This window comes from Dechloromonas sp. ZS-1 (assembly GCF_039649255.1).
In the GTDB taxonomy this organism is placed as follows: domain Bacteria; phylum Pseudomonadota; class Gammaproteobacteria; order Burkholderiales; family Rhodocyclaceae; genus Azonexus.
Map to the genome: position 1 here is coordinate 187,486 of NZ_JBDIYD010000005.1, position 26,346 is coordinate 213,831.

Below are 26,346 nucleotides of genomic sequence, written 5' to 3' on the forward strand. Positions count from 1 at the left end.
TTCAGCGCAGACCGCGCTCAGTCCACACCACAAGCCAAAGTCCCAGCAAACTCTCCACCAGGTAGAGGATGCTGGCGACGCCATGCCAGGTCGCGAAGCGATCTCGCAATACGCTCTCCATGACCTCACGCGGCAAGGCGTCGAGTTTCAACTGCGCCATCAGGGGTTGAATCCCGAAAAGCTGCGCCGCCGTCATGCCGAGCATGAGCAACACGAGCCAGAATACGGCCCGCTTGAATACGGCAGCACGCCAACGGCCGATCAGAAAAAGGCTCAGGTAGCTCCCCGCAGCCAAACCAACCCAGCCGATCAAGGCGAACAGTTTGCCCGCCACCTCACCGGCCAGGGTCCGGTCATTCAGACTGGCGAACAGTACCGGGGCGGCCAAATAGCCGATCGCCAGCAAACCACCCACCCAAACCACCACGAAAATCCGGTACAAGGCTTCCGTGACGGTGCGCATGGCCATTACTCGTAACGGACGTCGATGATTTCGTATTCGCGCATACCGCCCGGAGCTTGCACCTGGGCGATATCGCCGGCGTACTTGCCGATCAGGGCGCGCGCGACCGGCGAATTCACCGAAATCTTGCCCACCTTGATGTCCGCCTCGTCCTCACCGACGATCTGGTAAGTCACGGTATCGCCCGAATCCTGATCTTCCATTTCAACCGTGGCGCCGAACACGCAGCGGCCATCGGCATCGAGCAAAGTCGGATCGATGATTTGCGCATTCGAGAGCTTGCCTTCGACTTCGGCAATGCGCCCCTCGATGAAACCCTGGCGCTCCTTGGCAGCATCGTATTCGGCATTTTCCGAGAGGTCGCCATGCGAACGGGCTTCGGCAATCGCAGCCACCACATTCGGACGCTCCACCGTCTTCAAACGGTGCAATTCCTCACGCAGCTTTTCAGCCCCTTTTACGGTCAGCGGAATCTTGGTCATGTTCATTCCTGCAAAAGGAAAACCGCCGGCGCCCGACGCAGGGCGGCCCGGCGGCTTGGGTTGGGTTTAGTGCAACTGGGCGTGCAGCGACTGGATCGGGTAAACCACGAGCTCACCCGGATGACGAATCCCTTCCACCGCGGCTTCGGCACCCCAGATCGTCGTGTACATGGTGACACGCGCCTGCAGGCCGGAAGTACGGATCGAGCGGGAATCGTTGATCGCGCCACGCTTTTCTTCAACCGTGTTGATGATCAGCGAAATTTCGTCGTTCTTGATCATATCGACGATGTGCGGACGCCCTTCGGTCACCTTGTTCACGATCTGCACCGGCAGGCCAGCTGCTTCGATGGCATGAGCCGTGCCGCGCGTTGCGGCAAGCAGGAAACCAGCTTCGTGCAGATTGCGGGCGATATCGACCACCTTGGCCTTGTCGCTGTCCTTGACGGAGAGGAAGACCTTGCCACCGGCCGGCAAACGCACACCGGCAGCCAGCTGCGACTTCACGAATGCTTCCGCAAAGGTCGTACCCACGCCCATGACCTCGCCGGTCGACTTCATTTCCGGCCCCAGAATGGTGTCGACCCCCGGGAACTTCACGAAGGGGAAAACAGCTTCCTTGACCGAGAAGTACGGCGGCACGACTTCCTTGGTCACGCCCTGTGCTTTCAGGCTCTTGCCTGACATGCAGCGGGCAGCGATCTTGGCCAGTTGCAGACCGGTTGCCTTGGAGACATACGGCACGGTACGCGAGGCGCGCGGGTTCACTTCCAGCACGTAGACCTCGTTGTCCTTGATGGCAAACTGGACGTTCATCAGGCCGCAGACGTTGAGTGCCTTGGCCATCAGCTTGGTCTGACGACGCAGTTCGTCCTGAATCGCCGGGGAAAGCGAATACGGCGGCAGCGAACAAGCCGAGTCACCCGAGTGCACACCCGCTTGCTCAATATGTTCCATGACACCGCCGATGATCACTTCTTCACCATCAGACAGGGCATCGACGTCGCATTCGCAGGCGTCGTTCAGGAAGCGGTCAAGCAGCACCGGCGAATCGTTGGAAACCTTCACGGCCTCACGCATGTAGCGCTCGAGATCCTTCTGCTCATGCACGATTTCCATGGCGCGACCACCCAGCACGTAGGACGGGCGCACGACCAGCGGATAACCGATTTCAGCCGCCAGGCGCAGCGCTTCCTCTTCCGTACGGGCCGTACGGTTGGGCGGCTGCTTGAGGCCCAGCTCCTGCAACAACTTCTGGAAGCGCTCGCGGTCTTCGGCAATGTCGATGGACTCCGGCGTCGTACCGATGATCGGCACGCCGTTCGCTTCCAGGGCCAGGGCCAGCTTGAGCGGGGTCTGACCGCCGTACTGGACGATCACGCCAACCGGCTTTTCGATGGCGCAGATTTCCAGCACATCTTCCAGCGTCAGCGGCTCGAAGTACAGACGATCCGAGGTGTCGTAATCGGTCGAGACGGTTTCCGGGTTGCAGTTGACCATGATGGTTTCGTAACCGTCTTCGCGCATCGCCATGGCGGCATGCACGCAGCAGTAGTCGAACTCGATACCCTGGCCGATGCGGTTCGGACCACCGCCCAGCACCATGATCTTCTTCTTGTCGGTCGGATTGGCCTCGCACTCATCCTCATAGGTCGAGTACAGGTAGGCCGTATCGGTCGAGAACTCGGCCGCACAGGTGTCGACGCGCTTGTAGACCGGGCGCACACCGAGCTCATGGCGACGCTTGCGGAAATCAGCTTCGCTCGTCTTCAGCAGATAGGCCAGACGACGATCGGAGAAGCCCTTTTTCTTCAGGAACCGCAGTTCCTCGGCGGTCAACGATGCAAATTCGCGCTTTTCCACTTCCAGTTCGAGATCGACGATCTCCTTGATCTGGACGAGGAACCACGGATCGATCTTGGTCAGCTCGAAGACTTTTTCGACCGACATGCCGACACCGAAAGCATCGGCGACATACCACAGGCGATCCGGCGACGGACGGGCCAGTTGCTCATCGATGGTTTCCGGATCGACCGACTTCAGGTTGAAGCCATCCACACCGACCTCCAGGCCACGCAGGGCCTTCTGCAGGGACTCCTGGAAGGTACGGCCCATGGCCATCACTTCACCGACCGACTTCATCTGCGTGGTCAGGGTGGAATCCGCCTGCGGGAATTTCTCGAAGGCAAAACGCGGCACCTTGGTCACAACGTAGTCGATGGACGGCTCGAACGAGGCCGGGGTCTTGCCACCGGTGATGTCGTTCGCCAGTTCGTCCAGGGTGTAGCCGATGGCCAGCTTGGCGGCGATCTTGGCGATCGGGAAGCCGGTCGCCTTGGAAGCCAGCGCCGACGAACGCGAGACGCGCGGGTTCATTTCGATGACGATGCAGCGACCATCCTTCGGATTGATCGAGAACTGCACGTTGGAACCGCCGGTATCGACGCCGATTTCGCGCAGGACGGCGATGGAGGCGTTACGCAGCAGTTGGTATTCCTTATCGGTCAGCGTCTGAGCCGGGGCCACGGTGATCGAGTCGCCGGTATGCACGCCCATCGGATCCAGGTTCTCGATGGAACAGACGATGATGCAGTTGTCCGCCTTGTCGCGGACCACTTCCATTTCGTATTCCTTCCAGCCGAGCAGCGATTCTTCGATCAGCAGCTCGTTGGTCGGCGAGGCTTCAAGACCGCGCTTGCAGATGGTCTCGAACTCTTCCATGTTGTAAGCGATACCGCCCCCGGTTCCGCCCAGCGTGAACGACGGACGGATGATGGTCGGGAAACCCACGGTCGCCTGTACCTGATAGGCCTCTTCCATGCTGTGCGCCGTCGCCGAGCGCGCGGAGCCGAGACCGATCTTGGTCATGGCATCCTTGAACTTCTGGCGATCTTCGGCCTTGTCGATGGCTTCCTTGGAGGCGCCGATCAGTTCGACGCCGAACTTCTCGAGCACACCTTCACGGTCGAGGTCGAGCGCGCAGTTCAGTGCAGTCTGGCCGCCCATGGTGGGCAGCAGCGCATCCGGGCGCTCCTTCTCGATGATCTTGGCCACAACCTGCCAGGTAATCGGCTCGATGTAGGTCACATCGGCCATTTCCGGGTCGGTCATGATGGTCGCCGGGTTGGAGTTAACCAGAATGACCTTGTAGCCTTCTTCGCGCAGCGCCTTGCAGGCCTGGGCACCGGAATAGTCGAATTCACAGGCCTGGCCGATGATGATCGGACCCGCGCCAATGATCAGTACGCTTTTAATGTCTGTACGTTTCGGCATTTCTTAATCTCTCCCCTTTGTTATTGCTCGGGGTTCAGGGCTGCGACGCCACGCGTCATGCAGTCGAGGAATCGGTCAAACAGGTAAGCCACGTCGTGCGGACCCGGGCTCGCTTCCGGGTGCCCCTGGAAGGAGAAGGCCGGCACGTCGGTACGGGCGATACCCTGCAGCGAACCGTCAAACAACGACACATGCGTTGCCCGCAGATTGGCCGGCAGCGAATCGGCATCCACCGCAAAACCGTGGTTCTGGCTGGTGATCAACACCTGGCCGGTGTCCATGTCCTTGACCGGGTGATTGGCACCATGGTGACCAAACTTCATCTTCAGGGTCTTGGCACCGGATGCCAGCGCCAGCAACTGATGGCCCAGACAGATGCCAAAAGTCGGCACACCGCGCTCGAGGAATTCACGGATGGCGGCAATCGCGTAATCGCACGGCTCGGGGTCCCCCGGGCCGTTCGAGAGGAAAACGCCATCCGGCTTCATGGCCAGCACATCAGCGGCCGGCGTCTGAGCCGGCACAACCGTCAGCTTGACGCCACGCTCGGCCAGCATGCGCAGGATATTGCGCTTGACGCCGAAGTCGTAGGCCACCACATGGAAGCGGCCCGCATCAGCCTGCTTGTAGCCGCCGGACAGACGCCACTCAGCTTCAGTCCAGGCATAGCTTTCCTTGGCCGAAACGACCTTGGCGAGATCCATGCCAGCCAGGCCCGGGAAGGCCTTGGCCATGGCGAGCGCCTTGGCTTCATCGACTTCACCCGCGAGGATGCAACCGGCCTGCGCCCCTTTTTCACGAAGAATACGGGTCAGCTTGCGGGTGTCGATGCCAGCAATGGCAACGATACCGTGCTTCTTCAGATACCCGGACAAATCGTCCTGGGTACGCCAGTTGGATGCGCGGCGCGGCAGGTCACGAATGACGAGACCGGCAGCGTAATTTGCATTCGACTCAAAATCTTCCGCGTTACAACCGGTATTCCCGATGTGCGGATAGGTCAGCGTCACGATCTGACGGCAGTAGGACGGGTCAGTCAGGATTTCCTGATAACCGGTCATGGCGGTGTTGAACACCACTTCACCGCTGGTAACGCCGTCAGCGCCGATAGATTGGCCCTTGAATACCGTTCCGTCGGCGAGGGCGAGAATGGCGGGAGTGTAAGAGGGCAGAAGCGACACGACGCTCTCCTGATATTTTCTGCTTATTCATGTGCCAAGCGGGAAGGCTTGCGCCTCCCCGCTTGTGATCTTTAAACCTTCCCATTTTAGCGGAAAGGCGCCCTCTCGGCAAACTTAGACGATGGTCTTCGTGCTCACATACTGGGTCAGAGCCGGTCTCACCTTGCCCATTTCCTCAACCAGCCCCTCATAGAGGCGCTGACAGGCGAGCCAATCAACCTGTTCCGCATTCAGGGCGGCGTGCTCGATATCCATCGCCTTCCGGCGCGCCCCTTCAGCGTGGAACATGGCCAGCAGACTCTTCAGCGTATGCGCGTGCATACGCAACTCATGGCCGTTACGCTGCGCCAGCGCCTGGGCCACACGGGACTGATGATCTTCCCATTCCGAAATCATCATTGCCGCCATCGTTGCCAGCAAGTCTGCATCCCCGATATCCCGCAGCGCTCCTGCCAAATCGAGCTCACTTGCAGTTGCCGTGTCTTGCTCAAATTGGGAAACCGTCGCCGCCTGCTCATCGCCCTGAGCCCGCGCCAGGGCTGCATACAACTCTTCGGGACGCAGCGGCTTGGCAACAAAATCATCCATCCCCGCCTGCAGACAGCGATCCCGATCACTGGCCATGGCATTCGCCGTCATGGCTACGATGTAAATTCTGTTTACACCTTGGGAAATGACCCAGCTACGACGCATCTCACGCGCACGAATGGCTTCAGTTGCCTCAAGACCACCCATCACGGGCATCTGCATGTCCATCAGGATCACATCGAACGTTTTGCTGCTATCGAACTGATCCAAGGCCTCGGCACCATTATTGGCCACGGTGACCCGATGGTTTTTCTTGCGCAATAGCCGCAAGGCCAGCTCCTGATTGACGGGGTTATCCTCGACCAGAAGAATATCCAGGGTATCGTCCGCATCAACAACCGGCGCTGCCTCTAGGTTGAACTCATCGAGCACCACATCGCCCGACTTCCGGGAGGCATTCCCCGCCAGCATCAACGCATCACGCGCATCATCCGCCCCCACGGGCTTGACCAGATGCGCCGATACTCCCAACTCTCTCAAACGCGCCAATTCAGCCCGCTGACTCTCCGTGGTCAGCAACATCAACAAGGATTCCGGCCCACCGGCCGCCTTCCAGGCCTCAGCAAGAGCCACGCCGGCCGGAGCTGCCATGTCCGCATCCGCAAAAATGAAGTCGAACGGGAAGTTGACCGTACGCGAACGCGATATGGCGTCGATGGCAGCCGAAGGATTCAACATCAGGGAGACCTGCAAGCCCATCCCCTCAAGCTGACGCTGCAAACAACCCCCTGCCACCGCATTGTCTTCCAGAATCAGGACGCGCTTGCCCTGCAAACCCGCAGGCGCCGCTGCCGCGGCAACCGGCTCAACACCAACCAGCAAGGAAAAGTAAAAGTCCGACCCTTCGCCCAGCTTGCTCTGCAAGCCAAGTTGCCCCCCCATGAGCTGAACCAGCTTGGCAGAAATCGCCAAGCCCAGCCCCGTCCCACCAAACTTACGCGTGGTCGACACATCGGCTTGAGAAAAGGCGTCAAAAATTGCCTGCTGCTTGTCTTCGGCCACACCAATCCCGGTGTCTCGCACGCCAAAACGTACTTGCGCCTTGCTTCCCTGAAAACGCTCCAGAGAAACATCCAGCACCACCTCTCCGGAATCCGTGAATTTGATCGCATTCCCGAGCAGGTTGATCACGACCTGGCGCAAACGCGTCGGATCGCCCACCAGACGGGACGGCACCTCGGGACGAACATCAACAACCAGCTCAAGCCCTTTTTTGTGCGCCCCGACCGCCAACACCCGCGCGGCGTCCAGCACCAGATCACGGACCGAAAACGCCACAGCCTCGACCTGCATTTTCCCGGCCTCGATTTTCGAGAAGTCGAGAATGTCGTTCACGATGGTCAACAAGGCTTCTGCCGAAGATTTGACCGTTTTCAAATAATGGCGCTGCTCGGCATCCAGCTCGGTATCGAGCGCCAACTCCGTCATGCCGATGATGCCATTCATCGGGGTACGGATTTCATGGCTCATGTTTGCCAGGAAGGCACCTCGTGCCTTGTTGGCAGACTCAGCAGCCTCCTTGGCGGCGACCAGCGCCTCTTCCGCAGCCTTGATATCACCGATATCGCGCAACAACACCAGCAAACGTACAGGCTCGCCCGTTGCATCACGCGCCGCAACGGCGCCGCGTACCAGCAACCAGCGCAAACCGCCGTCGCGGGCCCGCAAGCGACACTCCGCCCTGAAACTCGTGTCCTGATTGCGTACATGCTGGGCAATACGCTCATCCAGCACACGCAAGTCATCCGGATGAATGAGCGCCTTCCAGGTCGCGATGGCGTTATCAAGATCGGCCTGGACATAGCCGAGCATCTCTTTCCAGTGACGCCCGGAGTCGATCTGGCCGGTACGCAAATTCCAGTCTGTGAGGGAATCGCCGGAAAGCTGGCTATGCCAGCTATTCAAGCCGGCATAAGCACTGTAAGCAGAGTCGACCAGGCCCAGCAGACGGGCCATGCCGTCGGCCAGAGCAGTTTGCCCGGCCGCTTTTGCCTGCCCGAGAAGGGCACGCAAACCTGCATCGCCTTCGCCACCGAAGACATCCTGGAGCTGACGGGCGAGCAGGCGGGATTTCATGGTTTTGCCTAGCGCAGACCCAGCACGTCCTGCATATCGAACAAACCGCTCGGGCGTCCGGCGACGAAACGGGCCGCACGCAAGCTACCCAGCGCATACGGCATGCGACTGCTCGCCTTGTGCGTCACTTCAACACGCTCACCGAGGCCGCAGAACATCACGGTATGGTCGCCCACGATATCCCCGCCACGGACCGTGGCAAAACCAATGGTCGACGGATCACGTTCGCCCGTGACGCCTTCGCGCCCATAAACTGCACACTCTTCCAGAGAACGCCCGAGCGCATCGGCAACCACCTCGCCCATGCGCAAGGCCGTGCCGGACGGCGCATCGATCTTCATGCGGTGATGCGCTTCGACGATTTCGATGTCGTAGCCCTGATTCAGAATACGCGCCGCCGTATCGAGCAGCTTGAAGACCACATTGACGCCCACGGCCATATTCGGCGCGAACACCACCGGGATATCCTGCGCCGCTTCTGCAATCTTCGCCTTGCCTTCGGCTTCGAAGCCGGTTGTCCCGATCACCATCGCCACCTTGGCCTCACGACAGGCCTGCAGGTGCATCAAGGTCCCTTCCGGACGGGTGAAATCAATCAGACAGTCAATCTGCTTCAGACCAGCCGGGAGATCATCCGTGACCACCACATCGCAGGCCATCCCGACCAGTTCGCCAGCCGTCTTGCCGAGCGCCGGACTACCCGGTACATCAAAGGCGGCGCCCAGCGCCAGGTTTTCGTCCTTGAGGGTTGCTTCAATCAGCATGCGGCCCATGCGACCGCCCGCCCCCACCACGCCAATACGCGTCTTGCTCATGCCTTACAATCCCATCCAATCCATGAAGCGGCTAAAAAAGCCCGGCTCCGTTCGCGGCGGCAGCGGCTTGTCTGCGGCCTCCTGTGACAACGTCCCGAGGTCGACCAGGCGCGGCGCCGATTGCGGCACGGTCAGCTCAGCCACCGTGGCCACATCAACGTCACCGCCGACGCGTTCCAGACGGCCCTCTTTGTTGAAATACACTGAAAACTTGCGCGATTCGACCTGACCGGTCTTGCCGTTCTCGTAACGATACACATAGTCCCAGCGCTGCTGATGAAAAATATCGTTAATCAATGGCGTGCCAAGGATGAAGCGCACCTGCTCCCGGGTCTGCCCGGGCTTGAGTTGAGACACCATGTCCTGGGACAGTACGTTCCCTTGCTGGACATCGATCTTGTATTCGTTGATGAAGGTCGGCTTGTAGCTACAAGCGCCCAAAACGAGGCAAAACACTGCAGTCGGCAGTAGACGGCTTGGGGACATGCGGAATTCCGGGTTTCTCAAACACCTTTGAAGCGGTATATCATACCCGAAATAGTCGGCACCACTGCCGCCAACGACTTTCTGGAATTTCCGACGATGAGCGACCCGCAAAGCCTCAAGAACATGGGGCTCAAAGCCACTTTTCCCCGCCTCAAGATTCTCGAACTCTTCGAGAAGAGCACGCAACGGCACATGACGGCAGAAGACGTCTATCGCATGCTGCTGGCGGAGAACATGGACATTGGCCTGGCCACGGTCTATCGCGTCCTGACCCAATTTGAACAGGCCGGTCTGCTCGAACGCCACTTCTTCGAATCCGGCAAGGCCGTTTTCGAAATCAACCACGGCAAGCATCACGACCATCTGGTGTGCATCGAATGCGGCCGAGTGGAAGAGTTTTACGATCCCGAGATCGAAAAACGCCAGAATGCGATTGCCGAAGAACGCGGTTTCGCGATTCAGGATCACGCCCTGTATCTCTACGCCCAATGCACGAAGAATCCTTGCCCGCATCGCGCGGCCAAGGATAGCGACAAGGCCTGAGCACCCTCACCATGATCGACTTGAATGCCGTCCAGGCAGGCGGCTGGCTGTCGTCTGCCGGGGCCACTTTTTTGCTGATCTGCCTGGCGGAATTTGGCGATAAAAGCCAGCTGGTCTGCATGACCCTCGCCGCCCGTCACCGCGGCCTGCCGGTCGTTGCCGGCGCCGTCACCGCCTTCGCCCTCCTGAATCTGCTCGCCGTACTGTTTGGCGCTGCCGTGGCGGCCTGGCTGCCGGAATGGGTCATCACCGCTGCGGTGGCAATCCTGTTTGGCGTGTTCGGGCTGCTGGCATTGCGCCACGAGGAAGAAGAGGAAGATGAGGAAGTCGACGAGAAACCCGGCAAAGGGGTCTTCGCTACCACTTTCCTGCTGATTTTCCTGGCTGAATTCGGCGACAAGACACAGATCGCCGTCGCCGGCATGGGCAGCACCACGGACAGCCTGGCGGTGTGGAGCGGCGCCACCCTGGCCCTGGCGAGCACGTCACTGCTCGGGGTGATTGCAGGCAGAAAGCTGTTGAACCGACTGCCACTGGGCATCATTCACCGCGTCAGCGGCGTCTTTTTCCTGCTGCTGGCAGCGTTGGCGACTGCCCGCCTGTTCGGCTGGCTGGCCTGACTTTCAGACGGTCGACGCTGAAAAACCGAGCATTTCCCGCGCATGCTCGCGGGTCAGGTCGGTGATATCCACCCCGCCCAGCATGCGTGCAATTTCCTGGATCCGCCCGGCCTGATCCAGCGCGCAAATGGCGGAGCGCGTCACACCATCACGCTGCGCTTTGCTCACTTGCCACTGCCACGCCGCCCGTGCGGCAACCTGCGGCAGATGGGTCACGCACAGAACCTGACGTTCCGCCCCCAATTCGGCCAGCGAGCGCCCAACAATCTCGGCGACCCCGCCGCCGATCCCCACATCCACTTCATCGAAGATCAAAGTCGGGACTTGGGCGGAACGCGACGTGAGCACCTGGATCGCGAGGCTGATGCGGGATAACTCCCCCCCCGACGCCACTTTAGCCAAGGGGCGCGCCACCTGACCGGCCAGCCCGCCAATCCGGAATTCAACACTTTCCAGACCATGCGCCGCCGGTGCTTCCAGCGGTAGCAACGCCACGTCGAAACGACCAGCGGAAAGCGCCAGTTGCTGCATCATGCCGCTGACTGCATCGCCCATTTTTTGTGCAGCAAGACGCCGCTTGGCCGACAAGTCACGCGCCAACGCGGCAAATGCGGCCTCCGCCTCCGTCACGGATTGGGTCAGTGCAGCGAGGTCGACCGCCGCCGACAGCGCCTGCTGCCGAAGCAGCCAGGTTTCCAGCAAAGCCGGCAGCGCCTGCGGCGTAACACGGTATCTGCGGGCGCAATCAAGGATGGCCTCGATACGCCGCTCCACGGCGGCCAGGCGCGCCGGATCAAGGTCGATCCGGTCGGTGTAGCGGCGCAGGGCAGAGACTGCTTCGGCCAACTCGGTCTGCGCCGAGGCCACCAAGGCGGCAATCTCGCCCAGCCCGTTATCCAGTTCGGCCAGCCCCTGTAGACGATGGGCAACGCGATCGATCTCCCGCGCATAACCGCCCTCATCGCCCCCCAGCGCCTGCAAGGCAGCCTGAGCCCCCTCAATCAGGCCGGCCGCGGCCCCCAGGCGGCGATGCTCCTGCTCCAGCTCCGGCCACTCATTGCTCCCCAGACTGAGCGCCGTGAGTTCTTCAATCTGCCAGTTCAGCTGCTCGCGCTCCTGCGCCAAGGCCGCCGAACCCGCCTGCGCAGCCTGCATGGCCTGTGCGGCATCGCGCCAGGCACGCCAGGCTTCACCGACCTGCCGGACAAGGTCCGTCAAACCGGCATGCGCGTCGAACAATTGACGCTGGGCATCCGCACGTAACAGGGATTGATGTGCGTGCTGGCCATGGATATCCACCAGCCACTCACCCACCTCGCGCAACTGCTGCGCCGAGGCCGGCGTGCCGTTGATGTAAGCCCGCGAACGACCGCCGGCATCGACCACGCGGCGCAGCAGGAGCTCATCATCCTCGACAAAATCCTGCGCTTTCAGCCAGGCGCTGACCTGCGGCAAGGCAGTCACATCAAATGCAGCCGTCACCTCCGCCCGCTCGCAGCCTTCCCGCACCACACCCGCTTCGGCGCGCTCACCGAGCGCCAGGGCCAGCGCGTCGATCAGGATGGATTTACCGGCCCCGGTCTCGCCGGTCAACGCACCAAAACCGGCCGAAAAGGACAGTTCCAGACGGTCGACAATGACGAAATCGCGAATCGTAAGCTGGCGCAGCATCAGGGGCCTTTCGGGCGCTCACTCCATTGCAGCTTCTGGCGCAGCATGGCGAAATAGCTGTAGCCCGGCGGATGCAGGAAGCAAATGGCGTACTCGGAACGACGCAGGCGTACGCAATCGTTGCGCTCCAGATGCAGGGTCACCTGGCCGTCGAAGTGCACCCGCGGATCATCCGCATGCGTGATACGCAATTCGATATCGGCATCGTCCTTGACGATGATCGGGCGATTGGTCAGGGCGTGCGGGCACAGGGGAACCAGGGCAATGCCGGTCAGCGTCGGATGCAGGATCGGCCCGCCGGACGACAGGGAATACGCCGTCGAGCCGGTTGGGGTAGACACGATCAATCCATCCGAACGCAGGTTGTAGATGAATTCGCCGTCGATGAAGAGTTCGAATTCGATCATGCGCCCGATCGCCCCCTTATCCACGACCACATCGTTCAAGGCCATGTTGGAGGCGATCTCCTTGCCGTCGCGCCACACTTCGGCCCCGAGCAGCATGCGGTTCTCCGGCATGAACCGACCATCCAGCAGATCGTCCATGCAGGTCAGCATGTCATCGCGGGCAATGTCGGTCATGAATCCCAGACGCCCCTGGTTCACGCCCACCAGCGGGACACGATAGCGCGCCAACCGACGGGCGGCATTCAGCATCGTGCCGTCACCACCCAGCACGATGGCCAGGTCGGCATGGGCGCCGATATCGTTGAAGCCGCAGGTCACCCAGCGCGAGAGATCGATCAGCTTACCGATCTGCTCGGCCGTTTCACGCTCGATAAAGACGGAGACCCCGCGTTCATGCAGGTATTCAGCCAGGCGCCGCAGGGACTCGGCAATTTCCTGGCTATGGTATTTGCCGACCAGTGCGATGGTCCTTGGCAATCGGGAGGAAGCGAAGCTTCTAGTCATGGGGTCGAATTCTTGCATAAAAAACGGCTTGCCGTGCCCTCCCCCGTTTTCTGTAAAATCGCCAGCATGATGGATGACCGCTCCCGAACCCTCCTCAAGACCCTGGTCGAACACTACATTGCCGACGGGCAACCCGTGGGTTCGCGCGCCCTATCGAAGGTCTCCGGCCTGGATTTATCGCCGGCCACGATCCGCAACGTGATGGCTGATCTTGAAGAAGCCGGCTTTGTCGCCAGCCCGCACACCTCGGCAGGACGCATTCCGACACCGCGCGGCTATCGTCTTTTTGTGGACAAGCTGCTGACCATGCGACCGCTCGAAGCACACCAGCTCGGCGCCATGGAAGAGGCGCTGCACGGCCTGCCCTCGAGCCAGATCATTGCCAACGCCTCGCAACTCCTTTCCAGCCTGACCCATTTCGCCGGCGTCGTCGTGGCACCGCGGCGGGCCAGCAGCCGAATCCGCCAGATCGAGTTTCTCGCCCTGTCGGAAAAACGCATCCTGCTCATCATCGTCACCACGGACGGCGACGTGCAGAACCGCATTCTGAATACCGACAAGGCCTATTCACCCTCCGAGTTGGTCAGCGCCGCCAACTACCTGAATCAGAACTACGTCGGCCTCGACTTCGATCAGATCCGGCAGCGCCTCACCCTCGAAATCCAGCAACTGCGCGACGACATCAAGCCCTTGATGACCCTCGCGCTCGAGGCCGGCGACCAGGCCCTCTCGGAAAACGCGACGCCTTACGTGATTTCCGGTGAAAAGAACCTGCTCGATGTCGAGGAACTGTCCTCCAACATGAAACGCCTGCGCGAATTGTTCGACCTGTTCGACCAGCGCTCCAGCCTGATGCGCCTGCTGGATGTGTCAAACCGGGCGGATGGCGTCCAGATCTTCATTGGCGGCGAATCCGGGATTGCCCCGCTCGACGAATGCAGCGTCATTGCCGCCCCCTACCAGGTGAATGGACAGGTCGTCGGCTCCGTCGGCGTCATTGGCCCCACCCGCATGGCCTACGAGCGGGTCATTCCCATCGTTGATATCACGGCCCGCCTCCTCTCCAGCGCCCTCTCCCACCAATCGGATTCCTGATGCCCCGTTTTCTTCCAGAACCGCCCTACCCACATGGCACCCCGGCGGCGACTGCGGTTGTCCTCGTCAACCTTGGCACCCCGGACGCCCCGACCGGCCCCGCCCTCAAGCGCTATCTGGGCGAGTTTCTTTCCGACCCCCGCGTTGTCGAAATCCCCAAGCTGGCCTGGTGGCTGATCCTGAACGGCATCATCCTCAACGTTCGACCGAAAAAATCCGCCGCCAAATACGCTACGGTCTGGACCAACGAGGGTTCCCCGCTGCGCGTTCATACCGAGCGTCAGACCAAGCTGCTGAAAGGCTGGCTGGGCGAACGCGGCCATCAGCTGACCGTGACCTGGGCCATGCGCTACGGCACCCGTGCCGTGCCGGAGGTACTGGCCGAACTCAAGGCTGCCGGCGTACGCCGCATCCTGCTCGTTCCGATGTACCCCCAATATGCCGCCAGCACCACCGCCACCGTGGTCGACGAAGCCTGCCGCTGGTTGCTCAAAACGCGCAACCAGCCGGAAATGCGCTTTATCCGGAACTATCACGACGACCCCGGCTACCTGGCTGCGCTGGAGAAAACCGTGCGCGAACACTGGGCCCAAAAGGGGCCACTCGGCGCCGCCGACAAACTGGTCATGAGCTTCCATGGCTTGCCCAAACGCAGCCTGACGCTGGGTGACCCGTACTTTTGCGAATGCCAGAAGACCGGCCGACTCCTTGCTGAACGCCTGGGCCTTCGCCGCGAACAATACGAAGTGTGCTTCCAGTCCCGTTTTGGCAAGGCAGAATGGCTGCAGCCCTACACCGCGCCAACCCTGCAGGCGCTGGCGCAATCCGGCACGCAACGCGTCGATCTGATCTGCCCCGGCTTCGTCGCTGACTGCCTTGAAACGCTGGAAGAAATCGCCATGGAAGGGAAAGAGGATTTCCTCACCGCCGGCGGACAAACCTACCACTACATCCCTGCGCTGAACGAATCCCCGAGTTGGATCGAAGCCTTGGGCGAGCTGGTTGAACGTCATCTGGGCGGCTGGGAAACCCGGCAATCTCCCGACATCGCGGCCTGCGAAGCCAGCGCCGCCCGCGCTCGCGCCTTGGGAGCCTGAACCCGGCACACGTATTCAGTTTTTGTCGCCGCTGGCCGTTATCAATCCATGAAACGCGCCAGGAGGCCCGCGATGAAAATTGTCGATACCACGCTGCACATGCGCAGCGCACACGCCAGCCTGAATCAGCATGAAATCCGGGTGTCGCTACGGGCTGTGGCACGCCCGGCGACGCCCCCTCAGGCAAGCGCCCCCACTCAGACAACGCAAACCAGCCGGCAAGCTGATGCGGACACGGTCAACCAGGATCCAAGGCTCAATTTGCTCCGACGGATGCTCGAGGCACTGACTGGCCAGACAGTGCGTGTTTTCGATCCAAGCACGCTGGCTGCCAGCAACGGGACATCGCCTGACACCCGCGAAACAAGCACTCAGCCTACCGCACCCGGACTGGTTTACGAGCGCACAGAAATGCTGGCCGAGGAAGAGAACACCCATTTCAGCGCCCGCGGGCAGGTGGTCACCAGCGACGGCCGGGAGATCGCCTTTTCCGTAGAGATGAACATGACACGCTCACACCTCGAAATCAGCCAAACCCGCCTGAGCATGGGCGCAACGGCACAGAAGGTGGATCCGCTCATCATCAATTTCAACGGCGCCGCCACCGAACTGAGCGATCTGCGTTTTGCCTTTGATCTCGATGCGGATGGCGATACGGAACAGATCGCCCGCCCGGCCGGCGGCAGCGGCTTTCTGGCGTTTGACCGGGACGGTGATGGCCGTATCCGCGATGGGCGTGAATTATTCGGGCCACTGAGCGGCAATGGCTTTGCCGAACTGGCTGCGCTGGACGACGATGGCAATGGCTGGATCGACGAAGGAGACCAGACCTACCAGCGCTTACGTATCTGGCAACCAGGCATGCAAGGCACGCCCCTGACCTCGCTCAGCCAGGCGGGTGTCGGCGCGATCAGCACACAGGCACTCGAAACACCATTTTCAATAAAAACAACAAATCAAACAACGCTGGGTGCCGTTGCCAATACTGGTATTTTTTTGCATGAGAACGGACAGGCTGGCACAATCCAGCATATTGATTTAACGGTGTAGTGGCCGTTTTCGGAGGAATACCCGCATGCCACGCTTTTCCGACTTGAAAATCTGGGTCCGACTGACCGCCGCCATCTGGCTCACCCTGGCCATCATCTGGACGATTGTCATCCTCTGGACGACCCAGGTGAACCGTGAAACCGCGATTCGACAAGCCACCGATTTTGCCCAGAGCATTCATGAAATGACCATGGCCGGCCTGACCGGCATGATGATTACGGGCACGGTGGGGCAGCGAGAAGTATTTCTCGATCAGATCAAGCAACTCTCGATCATCAAGGATCTGCATGTTGCCCGCAGCGACGCCGTGGTCAAGCTGTACGGTCCGGACACCAAGGCCAGCCGCGCGCTCGATCCGCAGGAACAGCAAGTCATGAGCAGCGGCAAATCCTACATTGCCGTGGAGGCGACCGCCCAAGGCTCCTATCTTCGGGTCATCAACCCGACACAGGCTGCAAAGAACTACCTTGGCAAGGACTGCATCCTTTGCCACCAGGTTCCGGAAGGCACGGTCCTCGGCGTCGTGAGCATGAAGGTCTCGCTGGACACCGTCGAAGCGGAAGTCTCCGCATTCCGCATCAAAATTGCCGGTGTTGCCCTTCTGGCGGTAGGCCTGCTGCTGGTCATCATCTACTTCCTGACCAACCATTTCGTGACCGCGCCGCTGGAAGAACTGCGCCAGGGCTTGCGCGACATTGCCCGCGGCGAGGGCGACCTGACCCGCCGCCTGCCGGTGCGCGGCAAGGATGAAGTCGGCCAGTCCTCATATGTCTTCAACGAGATGATGGAGAATTTCAATCAACTCGTTCGCCAGGTCCGGGATGCCGCCGGACAGGTGCACACCCGCGTGGAAGCCCTCTCGGAAAGCGCCGACCGTGTCGCCCAGAGCTCGCATCAGCAGAACGAAAAATCCGAATCCGCTGCAAATGCGGTCGAGCAACTTGCCCACAGCATCGCCTCCATCGCACAAAGTGCCGAGCATGTGCTGCATCAATCGCAGGAGAGCCTGGAACGCGCCAATGAGGGCAACCGCAACCTGCATGTGCTTCTCTCCGAAATGTCCGTCGTGGAGCGCGCGGTCAAGGAAATGGCCGACTCGGTCAATAACTTCGTGCGCAACACCGACTCCATTACCCAGATGACCCGCGAGGTCAAGGACATCGCCGAGCAAACCAATCTCCTCGCCCTCAATGCCGCCATCGAGGCCGCACGCGCAGGCGAACAGGGACGCGGCTTTGCGGTGGTCGCCGACGAGGTGCGCAAACTGGCCGAGAAATCATCCCGCTCCGCCACCGAAATCGATGGCATCACTGCCCAGTTGAGCGCGCAGTCCGTGGCCGTCCGGCGCAGCATCGAGGCCGGGCTCTCCCATCTGGAGAGCAGCCAATCCGCAGTCGCCAGCGTCTCGCGCATCCTGGAAGCCACCAACGGCTCCGTGGCAGAAGTCGGCCACGGCCTGGATGCCATCGCCGCGGCAACGGACCAGCAACGCAAGGTATCCGGTGATGTCGAAGCCAGCATCGAATCGATTGCCGACATGGCCCATGACAACGCCACCACCGTGGAACAGACGACAGGGGCAGCGCACGACCTGAAGCAGCTGGCAGAACGCCTGTCCACGCTGGTAGGACGCTTCAAGGTCTGATTCTGGGCTCGGGAGCCCCCACCCAGAAAACGCATCAGAAAGAAAAACCGCCCTTCGGGGCGGTTTTTACATTGGAGTCAGTTCGAGTTTCAACCCGCCATCCGGACGGGTTTGCGTCAAAACGGCGGCCTCGGTGACGCCCACCGCCTGCTCGCTGTGCGCGGCAGCCACCTTGTTGACCTCGCGCATCCGCTTGATCAGGCGCGCCAGCAGGTGATCGCGCATGCGGGAAACCAATTCTTCGGACGCCAATCCCAGCGCCGAGGCGTTGATTTCGAGGAAAACCGTCCGTTCGGTCGTGATCACCGTGGCACAACGCTGATCGTCGCTCGGATGGAGGAAGGCCACTTCCCCGACCGGCTCGCTCGTCCCCAGCGTACACAGCACACGGCCGTCGACTGAGACTTGAGCCTGCCCGGAGAGAATGAGCCCGAACACCTTGTTGCGCTCACCTTCCCGAATAATGGCGACATTCGGCCCCAGATCGCGCCAGATGGCGATGCGCAGGACCTCCCAAAGTTCGATGTTCTCGAACTCCGTAAAGAAATCCAGCTTGCGCAGGGTTTCGAAGCGCCGATGGTCGGCTGCAACCTGATCATCTTCCAGAATCTGGTAACGCACGGAAGACAGGTCCTTGGCGAACTCGGCACCGTTCTTGTAGCGGCTGTAGAGATCCTTCTCCAGCGCCTTGCGCACGATGGGATTGAGCCCCTCGGGTAAGGATGGATTCAGGTCGGTCACCCGTGGCGCATCGGTGTTGATGATCCGATAAACCAGCGTCGCCTGATTATTGGCCCTGAACGGCAGTCGACCGGTGAGCAGCTGGAAAAGCAACACCCCGAGCGAATAGAGGTCCGTTTTCTGATTGAGCGGATAGCCCTTGATCTGTTCCGGTGACATGTAGGCCGGCGAGCCCACGCCCATGATGAAGGTGGAGTCGCGGTCCAGATCCTTGTTCAGATTCAGCGCCAGCCCAAAATCGGTGATCTTGGGTTCATCATCCGGCCCGATCATGATGTTGGCGGGCTTGATGTCGCGATGCACGATCCCCTGCCGATAAGCGGCATCCAGGGCCATACAGCACTTGAAAATGATGCTGATGACGCGGTGCATCGGCAGCAGTTTATCGATGCGGCAGTAATCATCGAGATTCACGCCATCGACGAACTCCATCGCCAGATAGGCGTAATCATCTTCGACCACGGCATCGTAGACGCGCACGATGTTGGGATGGTCCAGACGTTTGGAGACCATCCCCTCGTTCTGGAAAAGCTTGCGCAGACGGCGCGACATGGCCGCATTGTCCTGCCCGAAGCGGATCAGCTTGACGGCGACCTGCCGGCCGGCATCCGGGTCATCGCAGAGGTAGACCGTTGCCGTGGCCCCCTTGCCGAGTTCCCGAATCACACGATATTTGCCGATCGTTTCCATCATGGCGTTACTGGAAAACACATCCACGCATCGTAGCATGCGGCCCGAAAAAATATTTCACTTCGCCCCCTTGAAACCCCCTGGGGTGATCCCCAGATAGCATCCAGTTTTTTAGGAGAAACCCGTCCATGTCCAACACCGACAATACCCAGAACGACACCGTGCCGGGGGAAACCCTTTCCGCCGAAGCGCCGGTCGCTGACACGCCGGCCCAGACCGACGCCGCAGAACAGCCGAGCCTCGAAGCCCAGCTGCAGGCCGCCGAGCAAAAGGCCAGCGAGCACCACGACGCCTGGCTGCGCGCCAAGGCCGAAGTCGAAAACGTGCGTCGCCGTGCTCAGGAAGACATCAGCAAGGCACACAAGTTCGCGGTTGAAAAATTTGCCGGCGAACTGCTGGCCGTCAAGGACAGCCTCGAAGCGGCCCTGGCTGCACAGGAACAAACTGTCGAGAACTTCCGTTCGGGCGTCGAACTGACCCTGAAGCAACTGATTGCCGCCTTCGAGAAGAACGCTCTGGTCGAGGTCAATCCGGTAGGCGAGAAGTTCGACCCGCACAAGCACCAGGCGATCGGCATGGTCGACGCCGAGCAGGAAGCCAACACCGTCGTCACCGTGCTGCAGAAAGGCTACACCATCGCCGAACGTACCTTGCGTCCGGCCCTGGTCATGGTCGCCAAGGGCAAATAATGAAAAACGGCCTTTTTGACGGTCGACCGTCAAAAAGGCCTTGAATTCGGGACCCGCGTCCCCATCTCACGAACATCCGACATTTATTAGCAAGGAAACGAACATGGGCAAGATCATCGGCATCGACCTCGGTACCACCAACTCCTGCGTTGCCATCATGGAAGGCGGCGCACCGAAGGTCATCGAAAACTCGGAAGGTGCTCGCACCACCCCGTCGATCATCGGCTACGCCGAAGATGGCGAAATCCTGTGCGGCGCACCGGCCAAGCGCCAGGCCGTCACCAACCCGAAGAACACCCTGTACGCCGTCAAGCGCCTGATCGGCCGCCGCTTCGAAGAAAAGGAAGTGCAGAAGGACATCGCCCTGATGCCCTTCAAGATCGTCAAGGCCGACAACGGCGACGCCTGGGTTGAAGCCCGCGACAAGAAGATGGCCCCGCCGCAGGTCTCCGCAGAAGTCCTGCGCAAGATGAAGAAGACGGCCGAAGACTACCTCGGCGAGGAAGTCACCGAAGCCGTCATCACCGTGCCGGCCTACTTCAACGACAGCCAGCGCCAGGCCACCAAGGATGCCGGCCGTATCGCCGGTCTGGAAGTCAAGCGCATCATCAACGAGCCGACCGCAGCCGCTCTGGCATTCGGTATGGACAAGGTTGCCGGCAAGGACAAGAAGATTGCCGTGTATGACCTCGGCGGCGGCACCTTCGACATCTCCATCATCGAAATCGCCGATGTCGATGGCGAAATGCAGTTTGAAGTGCTGGCCACCAATGGTGACACCTTCCTCGGCGGTGAAGACTTCGACCAGCGCCTGATCGACTACATCATCGACGAATTCAAGAAGGAATCCGGCACCGACCTGAAGAAGGATGTGCTGGCCCTGCAACGCCTCAAGGAAGCCGCCGAAAAGGCCAAGATCGAGCTCTCCTCCAGCCAGCAGACCGAAATCAACCTGCCGTACATCACCGCCGATGCCTCCGGCCCGAAGCATCTGGCGCTGAAGATCACCCGTGCCAAGTTCGAGTCGCTGGTCGACGAGCTGATCGAACGCACCGTCGCCCCCTGCCTGACCGCGCTCAAGGATGCCGGCTGCAAGATCGGCGATATCGACGACGTGATCCTGGTCGGCGGCCAGTCGCGCATGCCGAAGGTGCAGGAGAAGGTCAAGGAAGTCTTTGGTCGCGAACCGCGCAAGGACGTGAACCCGGATGAAGCCGTCGCCGTCGGCGCCGCCATCCAGGGCGGCGTGCTGCAAGGCGACGTCAAGGACGTGCTGCTGCTGGACGTGACCCCGCTGTCGCTCGGTATCGAGACCCTGGGCGGCATCATGACCAAGCTGATCCAGAAGAACACCACGATCCCGACCAAGGCATCGCAAGTCTTCTCGACCGCCGATGACAACCAGTCCGCCGTGACCATCCACGTCCTGCAGGGCGAGCGTGAAGTCGCTTCCGGTAACAAGAGCCTCGGCCAGTTCAACCTGGAAGGCATCCCGCCGGCCCCGCGCGGCATGCCGCAGATCGAAGTGATCTTCGACATCGACGCCAACGGCATCATGCACGTGACGGCCAAGGACAAGGCCACCGGCAAGGAAAACAAGATCACCATCAAGGCCAACTCCGGCCTGAGCGAAGAAGAAATTCAGCGCATGGTGAAGGATGCCGAGCTGCACGCCGAAGAAGACAAGAAGGCACACGAGCTGGCCGATGCCCGCAACCAGGCCGATGGCATGGTGCACATGGTCAAGAAGTCCCTGACCGAGTACGGCGACAAGCTGGACGCCGCCGAGAAGGAAAGTATCGAACAGGCCATCAAGGATGTCGAAGATGTCCTGCGCGACGGCGACAAGGATGTCATCACCGCCAAGACCGAAGCCCTGTCCGCGGCAGCCCAGAAGCTGGGCGAGAAGATGTACGCACAGCAACAGGCTGAAGCCGCTTCGGCCGGCGCAGCGGGCGGTGCGCAACAGCAGCAGGAAAAGACCGTCGAAGGCGACGTCGTCGATGCCGAATTCACGGAAGTGAACAAGGACAAGAAGTAAGCCTGACGCAGCAGACCGGCGCCGAGCCTACCGGACACGCTCCGGCGGCGCTCGGCGCCTTTGTCACATAGACGGGACGACACGATGTCTAAACGCGACTTTTACGAGATTCTCGGCGTCAATCGCGATGCCTCGGACGACGAGATCAAGAAGGCCTACCGCAAGCTGGCCATGAAGTACCACCCGGACCGCAACCCGGACAACCCTTCGGCTGAAGACAAGTTCAAGGAAGCCAAGGAAGCTTACGAAATTCTGTCTGATGGCCAGAAGCGCGCTGCCTACGATCAGTACGGCCACGCCGGCGTCGATCCGCAAGCCGGCATGGGCGGTGGTGGCTTTGGCGGTGGCGGCGGGTTTGCCGATGCCTTTGGCGGCATCTTCGATGAGATTTTTGGTGGCCGCGGCGGTGGTGGCGGACGCTCCAACATTTACCGTGGCGCAGACCTCCGCTACAACCTCGAAATCACGCTGGAGCAAGCCGCCCACGGTACGGAAACCAAGATTCGCATTCCGACCATGGAAGAATGCGACGGCTGTCATGGCAGCGGCGCCAAGCCCGGCACGCAGCCGAAAACCTGTCCGACCTGTAACGGCTCGGGCCAGGTGCGTCTACAGCAGGGTTTCTTCTCGATCCAGCAGACCTGCCACAAGTGTCACGGCACCGGGCGCTTCATCGCCGATCCCTGCACCAAGTGCAGCGGCGCAGGCCGGATCAAGCAGCACAAGACCCTGGCAGTGAAGATTCCCGCCGGCGTGGACGAAGGCGATCGTATCCGGCTCGCCGGCGAGGGTGAGCATGGCGTCAATGGCGGCCCGCCGGGCGACCTGTACGTTCAGATCCACCTCAAGCAGCACACCGTTTTCCAGCGCGATCACAATGATCTGCACTGCGAAATGCCGATCTCCTTCACCACGGCAGCCCTCGGTGGCGAAATCGAGATTCCGACGCTGGATGGCGCCGCCTCGATCAAGATTCCGCCGGAAACCCAGACCGGACGCGTCTTCCGCCTTCGCGGCAAGGGGATCAAGGGGGTGCGCAGCCACACCCACGGCGACCTCCTCTGCCATGTTGTGGTCGAAACACCCGTCAATCTGACGGATCGCCAGAAGGAACTACTGCGCGAACTGGAAGAGTCCAGTAAGGACTCGGACCACAAGCACAATCCGCGGGCCAAGTCCTGGATGGACAAGGTCAAGGAGTTCTTCGGCGACTAACCCCGCCCCACACCAATGCCCCGATCGCACACGCCATCGGGGCATTTTTGCATTCAGGACGGAGTAGACCGTCGCCATGCCCCTCGTTAAGATTGCACCATGACTACGCGCATCCTCCTCGTCGAAGACGACACCCGCCTGGCTGAGTTGACAGCCGAATACCTGAAGAAAAACGATCTTGAGGTCAGCATCGAACCCCGAGGCGACACCGCCGAGGCCCGCATCCTGGCCGAACAGCCGGACCTGGTGATCCTGGACGTGATGCTGCCAGGCAAGGACGGCTTCGAGGTCTGCCGTGGCGTCCGTCAGCAATATCGCGGAGTCATCCTGATGCTGACCGCGCGCGATGAGGATTTCGACCAGATTCTCGGCCTGGAATTGGGTGCGGACGATTACATTGCCAAGCCCGTACAGCCACGCGTCCTGCTGGCCCGGATCAAAGCCTTGCTGCGCCGTGTTCCCGCCGGCGCCGGCGAGCACGCCGAACCGGACCACGAAAGCATGGTGTTCGGGCAGTTCCGCATCAGCCAGGCAACGCGTACCGCGAGCCTGAACGGCGACAGCATTGATCTGACCACGGCGGAGTTCGACCTGCTCTGGCTGCTGGCCAGCCATGCCGGCAATGTCCTGTCGCGTGACGACCTGTTGCAGCAACTGCGGGGCATCGGATTTGATGGCTTGGACCGTTCCATTGATGCCCGGATTTCGCGTCTGCGCAAAAAACTGAACGACGACCCGGAAAACCCTACCCGCATCAAGACGGTCCGCGGCAAAGGCTACCTGTTCAGCAAGCATGACTGGAACTGATCACGCCCAACGTGCCAAGGAATTGCCGACCGGCTTGGCACGCTCGCTCTTCCGGGTGACTCTGCCGCGCTGGCGGGGAGGCCGATACAGTCTCTCCAAGCTGTTTTTCAACTTCTATCTGCTGGCCATGGGATCCTTCGTTGCCATCGCCTTTACAGCGGACTTCGTGATCTCCACCGCCCAACGCGGCATCACCGATGATTACGCGCGGCGTTTCATGCGCGGAACCATTACCCTGATCGAAGATGAGCTCTTCCGTCAGCCGCGGAGTACCTGGTCCCGCAAGATCAAGGAACTGGACGAAAAATTCTCCTACAACCTGGGCATTGTCGAACGGATCACCCTTGACCGTACCTTGACCCCCGCTCAGGTGATCAAGCTGGATGCCGGCGACATCGCGATCGACCACGACGGCGACATCATGTACCACCGCTTGGGGACCAGCAGCCAGGTACTGGTCGTGGGGCCGCTCGCCTCAGGGAGGAATCCAGAACTCGCCGAACGCATGCCGCTGGAACTCCGCCTCCGGCTCCTGACCTGGAGTCTGACTGGCGTGATTTTCGGAATTGCACTCTGGTTCTGGGTACGCCCTGTCTGGCGGGATCTGGAAGCGCTGCGCCAAACTGCCCGTGATTTAGGTGATGGCAATTTTGAAAGCCGGGCACCGAGCGCACGCAGCCAACTGTTCGCCCCCCTCTCGGACACCATGAACGGCATGGCCGAACGGGTCCAGCAACTGATCGCCACTCACAAGGAACTCTCCTGCGGTATTTCCCATGAGTTACGCACCCCCATTGCCCGCATGCGCTTCGCGCTGGAAATGCTGAGCGAAACCGATGAGCAATCGGAACGCCAACGCCTCTGGAGCATGATGGAGGCCGACCTGGACGAACTCGACCATCTAATCGACACCAGCCTGACCTATGCCCGCTTTGAACGAGAGGCGCCGGCCGCTCATTTCAGCCGAGTGCTGCTGGATACATGGCTTACGCAGGAAGTCGATAGCGTACGTCTTTTGGGGCGCGATCTCTCGATTACGGTCGACACCACCCAACTGCCAGAAACCCAGGAGGTGGACCTCGACCGCAAAGCCATGCCATACGCACTGAGAAACCTGTTGCGCAATGCCTTTAAATACGCCAATCGACAGATTGCAGTCAGCGCTCATCTCGATGGCGAGCAAATCGTGCTGCACGTGGACGATGACGGCATTGGCATTCCCGAAGGGGAACGAGAACACATTTTCTCGGCCTTCACCCGCCTCGACCGCTCTCGCGACCGCTCTACAGGTGGCTACGGCCTTGGGCTCGCTATCGCCCGACGCGTTCTTGAACTCCATGGCGGAACCGCATTGGCGGAAGCCTCACCACTCGGCGGCGCGCGCTTTACATTACGCTGGAAAGCCGTGCAGGACTGAGCCTGTTACAAAGCGTCATCAAACGCATGATGCTGTTACGCGTACTCTCATGACATCTCACAGACCGTTATCGGATGCTCGAATAAAATTTCGAGCATGACAGAACGAAGTGATGAAGAGAAGGAGCGACGCATGTATCAAGATAATATCCAGCAATTTCTGCTTGCCACGCGCAACTATCTGTTTGGTAGCCAACAGGTCTATCCTGGCCAGATCAACACGGCGCACTAATTTACCTTGCTTAAGGATTTTCCCTCCAGCGAAGCCATCGGTGTTTTTGTCGGCATTGCCGGCTACGATTGGCTGGCAGAAGGCCATGCCGACCCGATCAAAGCCTTGCTGTGCGCGCTCAGCGCCGGATTGATTGTCTTACTGTACCGACATCTACGAAGCCATCGTTAAAAAGAAAAAGGCCTTGCATAACCCGCAAGGCCTTTTTCTTTTTAACCGGAAAGTGCGTGCTGGCAACACATTAGAGTCGGGCAGGGCCAATCCATCTTGGAGTTGCGAGCCCCTTCCTTCGATAGTGCCTTACGTTTGAAGACCATAGGCCAAGTTCTTCTGCAGCCTCCCAACATGGGATATCCCTGGACCCTGCTTAGAACAGACTGACCATGAGTCATCCGCTGAACAAAGGTTGAGTTGATGCTTGGAGAGGCGAGGGTTGGGCGGAGAGTTGTTTGAGAGTGAGTAAACGGCAAAGCCCCCTGCGGCTGTTGCCGAGGGGGCTTTGAATGGGGAGCCTGGCGG

At 60.4% G+C, this 26,346-nt stretch carries 22 protein-coding genes; 11 read left to right on the forward strand and 11 right to left on the reverse strand.

Going from position 1 to position 26,346, the window contains the following annotated elements:
* Window position 1: 1 nt before the first annotated feature.
* From AACO21_RS09480 to bamE, 7 genes are all read right to left on the reverse strand, one after another.
* Entirely contained in the window at window positions 2–463 is a 462-nt protein-coding gene (locus AACO21_RS09480) for a DUF4149 domain-containing protein (protein WP_346192274.1), read from the reverse strand.
* 5 nt (window positions 464–468) lie between these two features.
* On the reverse strand, window positions 469–945 hold the full coding sequence (gene greA / locus AACO21_RS09485; protein WP_346192275.1) for a transcription elongation factor GreA: 477 nt from the start codon (window positions 943–945) through the stop codon (window positions 469–471).
* 66 nt (window positions 946–1,011) lie between these two features.
* A complete protein-coding gene (carB, locus tag AACO21_RS09490) occupies window positions 1,012–4,218 on the reverse strand; it encodes a carbamoyl-phosphate synthase large subunit (protein ID WP_346192276.1) in 3,207 nt (1,068 codons plus the stop codon).
* A 20-nt stretch (window positions 4,219–4,238) separates the two neighbouring features.
* The gene (carA, locus tag AACO21_RS09495; RefSeq protein WP_346192303.1) at window positions 4,239–5,390 is read right to left on the reverse strand and encodes a glutamine-hydrolyzing carbamoyl-phosphate synthase small subunit; all 1,152 of its coding nucleotides are present in this window, start codon (window positions 5,388–5,390) and stop codon (window positions 4,239–4,241) included.
* Between the two features lie 123 nt (window positions 5,391–5,513).
* Window positions 5,514–8,063 carry a response regulator gene (locus AACO21_RS09500; protein WP_346192277.1) on the reverse strand — a complete coding sequence of 850 codons (2,550 nt, stop codon included), beginning with the start codon at window positions 8,061–8,063 and terminating at the stop codon, window positions 5,514–5,516.
* Between the two features lie 8 nt (window positions 8,064–8,071).
* Window positions 8,072–8,878 (reverse strand): 4-hydroxy-tetrahydrodipicolinate reductase, encoded by an 807-nt coding sequence (gene dapB, locus AACO21_RS09505; RefSeq protein WP_346192278.1) that lies wholly within the window; start codon window positions 8,876–8,878, stop codon window positions 8,072–8,074.
* A gap of 3 nt (window positions 8,879–8,881) precedes the next feature.
* On the reverse strand, window positions 8,882–9,364 hold the full coding sequence (bamE, locus tag AACO21_RS09510; protein ID WP_346192279.1) for an outer membrane protein assembly factor BamE: 483 nt from the start codon (window positions 9,362–9,364) through the stop codon (window positions 8,882–8,884).
* 96 nt (window positions 9,365–9,460) lie between these two features.
* Here bamE and fur point away from each other — a divergent pair, with 96 nt between their 5' ends.
* Both fur and AACO21_RS09520 read left to right on the forward strand, forming a co-directional pair.
* Complete coding sequence (gene fur / locus AACO21_RS09515) at window positions 9,461–9,907, forward strand: ferric iron uptake transcriptional regulator (protein WP_346192280.1); 447 nt, start codon at window positions 9,461–9,463, stop codon at window positions 9,905–9,907.
* An 11-nt stretch (window positions 9,908–9,918) separates the two neighbouring features.
* A complete protein-coding gene (locus tag AACO21_RS09520; RefSeq protein WP_346192281.1) occupies window positions 9,919–10,527 on the forward strand; it encodes a TMEM165/GDT1 family protein in 609 nt (202 codons plus the stop codon).
* 3 nt (window positions 10,528–10,530) lie between these two features.
* Here the strand turns inward: AACO21_RS09520 and recN are convergent, their stop codons facing one another.
* Both recN and AACO21_RS09530 read right to left on the reverse strand, forming a co-directional pair.
* Window positions 10,531–12,198 (reverse strand): DNA repair protein RecN, encoded by a 1,668-nt coding sequence (gene recN / locus AACO21_RS09525; protein ID WP_346192282.1) that lies wholly within the window; start codon window positions 12,196–12,198, stop codon window positions 10,531–10,533.
* Complete coding sequence (locus AACO21_RS09530) at window positions 12,198–13,127, reverse strand: NAD kinase (RefSeq protein WP_346192283.1); 930 nt, start codon at window positions 13,125–13,127, stop codon at window positions 12,198–12,200. The genes recN and AACO21_RS09530 overlap by 1 nt, the downstream gene beginning before the upstream one ends.
* A gap of 48 nt (window positions 13,128–13,175) precedes the next feature.
* On the opposite strand from AACO21_RS09530, the gene hrcA reads away from it, so the two are divergent.
* The 4 genes from hrcA (at window position 13,176) to AACO21_RS09550 (ending at window position 17,996) form a co-directional block, all read left to right on the forward strand.
* Entirely contained in the window at window positions 13,176–14,204 is a 1,029-nt protein-coding gene (gene hrcA / locus AACO21_RS09535; protein ID WP_346192284.1) for a heat-inducible transcriptional repressor HrcA, read from the forward strand.
* Window positions 14,204–15,301 (forward strand): ferrochelatase, encoded by a 1,098-nt coding sequence (gene hemH, locus AACO21_RS09540; protein WP_346192285.1) that lies wholly within the window; start codon window positions 14,204–14,206, stop codon window positions 15,299–15,301. The genes hrcA and hemH overlap by 1 nt, the downstream gene beginning before the upstream one ends.
* 273 nt (window positions 15,302–15,574) lie before the next feature.
* The gene (locus tag AACO21_RS09545; protein ID WP_346192286.1) at window positions 15,575–16,351 is read left to right on the forward strand and encodes a VCBS repeat-containing protein; all 777 of its coding nucleotides are present in this window, start codon (window positions 15,575–15,577) and stop codon (window positions 16,349–16,351) included.
* Between the two features lie 25 nt (window positions 16,352–16,376).
* Entirely contained in the window at window positions 16,377–17,996 is a 1,620-nt protein-coding gene (locus AACO21_RS09550) for a methyl-accepting chemotaxis protein (protein WP_346192287.1), read from the forward strand.
* A 66-nt stretch (window positions 17,997–18,062) separates the two neighbouring features.
* Here AACO21_RS09550 and AACO21_RS09555 read toward each other — a convergent pair whose 3' ends face one another.
* The gene (locus tag AACO21_RS09555; RefSeq protein ID WP_346192288.1) at window positions 18,063–19,430 is read right to left on the reverse strand and encodes a serine/threonine-protein kinase; all 1,368 of its coding nucleotides are present in this window, start codon (window positions 19,428–19,430) and stop codon (window positions 18,063–18,065) included.
* A 125-nt stretch (window positions 19,431–19,555) separates the two neighbouring features.
* Between AACO21_RS09555 and grpE the strand changes: the two genes are divergently transcribed.
* The 5 genes from grpE to AACO21_RS09580 all read left to right on the forward strand — a co-directional run bounded on the left by grpE (window position 19,556) and on the right by AACO21_RS09580 (window position 25,596).
* Window positions 19,556–20,116: a nucleotide exchange factor GrpE gene (grpE, locus tag AACO21_RS09560; RefSeq protein ID WP_346192289.1), complete on the forward strand. Its 561-nt coding sequence runs from the start codon at window positions 19,556–19,558 to the stop codon at window positions 20,114–20,116.
* Window positions 20,117–20,219: 103 nt separating this feature from the next.
* Window positions 20,220–22,157, forward strand: a complete 1,938-nt coding sequence (gene dnaK / locus AACO21_RS09565) for a molecular chaperone DnaK (RefSeq protein ID WP_346192290.1) — start codon at window positions 20,220–20,222, stop codon at window positions 22,155–22,157.
* Between the two features lie 84 nt (window positions 22,158–22,241).
* The gene (dnaJ, locus tag AACO21_RS09570; RefSeq protein WP_346192291.1) at window positions 22,242–23,372 is read left to right on the forward strand and encodes a molecular chaperone DnaJ; all 1,131 of its coding nucleotides are present in this window, start codon (window positions 22,242–22,244) and stop codon (window positions 23,370–23,372) included.
* Window positions 23,373–23,471: 99 nt separating this feature from the next.
* Window positions 23,472–24,179, forward strand: a complete 708-nt coding sequence (locus tag AACO21_RS09575; RefSeq protein WP_346192292.1) for a winged helix-turn-helix domain-containing protein — start codon at window positions 23,472–23,474, stop codon at window positions 24,177–24,179.
* Window positions 24,166–25,596, forward strand: coding sequence for an ATP-binding protein (locus AACO21_RS09580; RefSeq protein ID WP_346192293.1), 1,431 nt, complete (start codon window positions 24,166–24,168; stop codon window positions 25,594–25,596). Before AACO21_RS09575 ends, AACO21_RS09580 begins: the two co-directional genes overlap by 14 nt.
* Window positions 25,597–25,653: 57 nt before the next feature.
* Here the strand turns inward: AACO21_RS09580 and AACO21_RS09585 are convergent, their stop codons facing one another.
* Window positions 25,654–25,914, reverse strand: a complete 261-nt coding sequence (locus tag AACO21_RS09585) for a hypothetical protein (RefSeq protein ID WP_346192294.1) — start codon at window positions 25,912–25,914, stop codon at window positions 25,654–25,656.
* Window positions 25,915–26,346 lie beyond the last annotated feature (432 nt).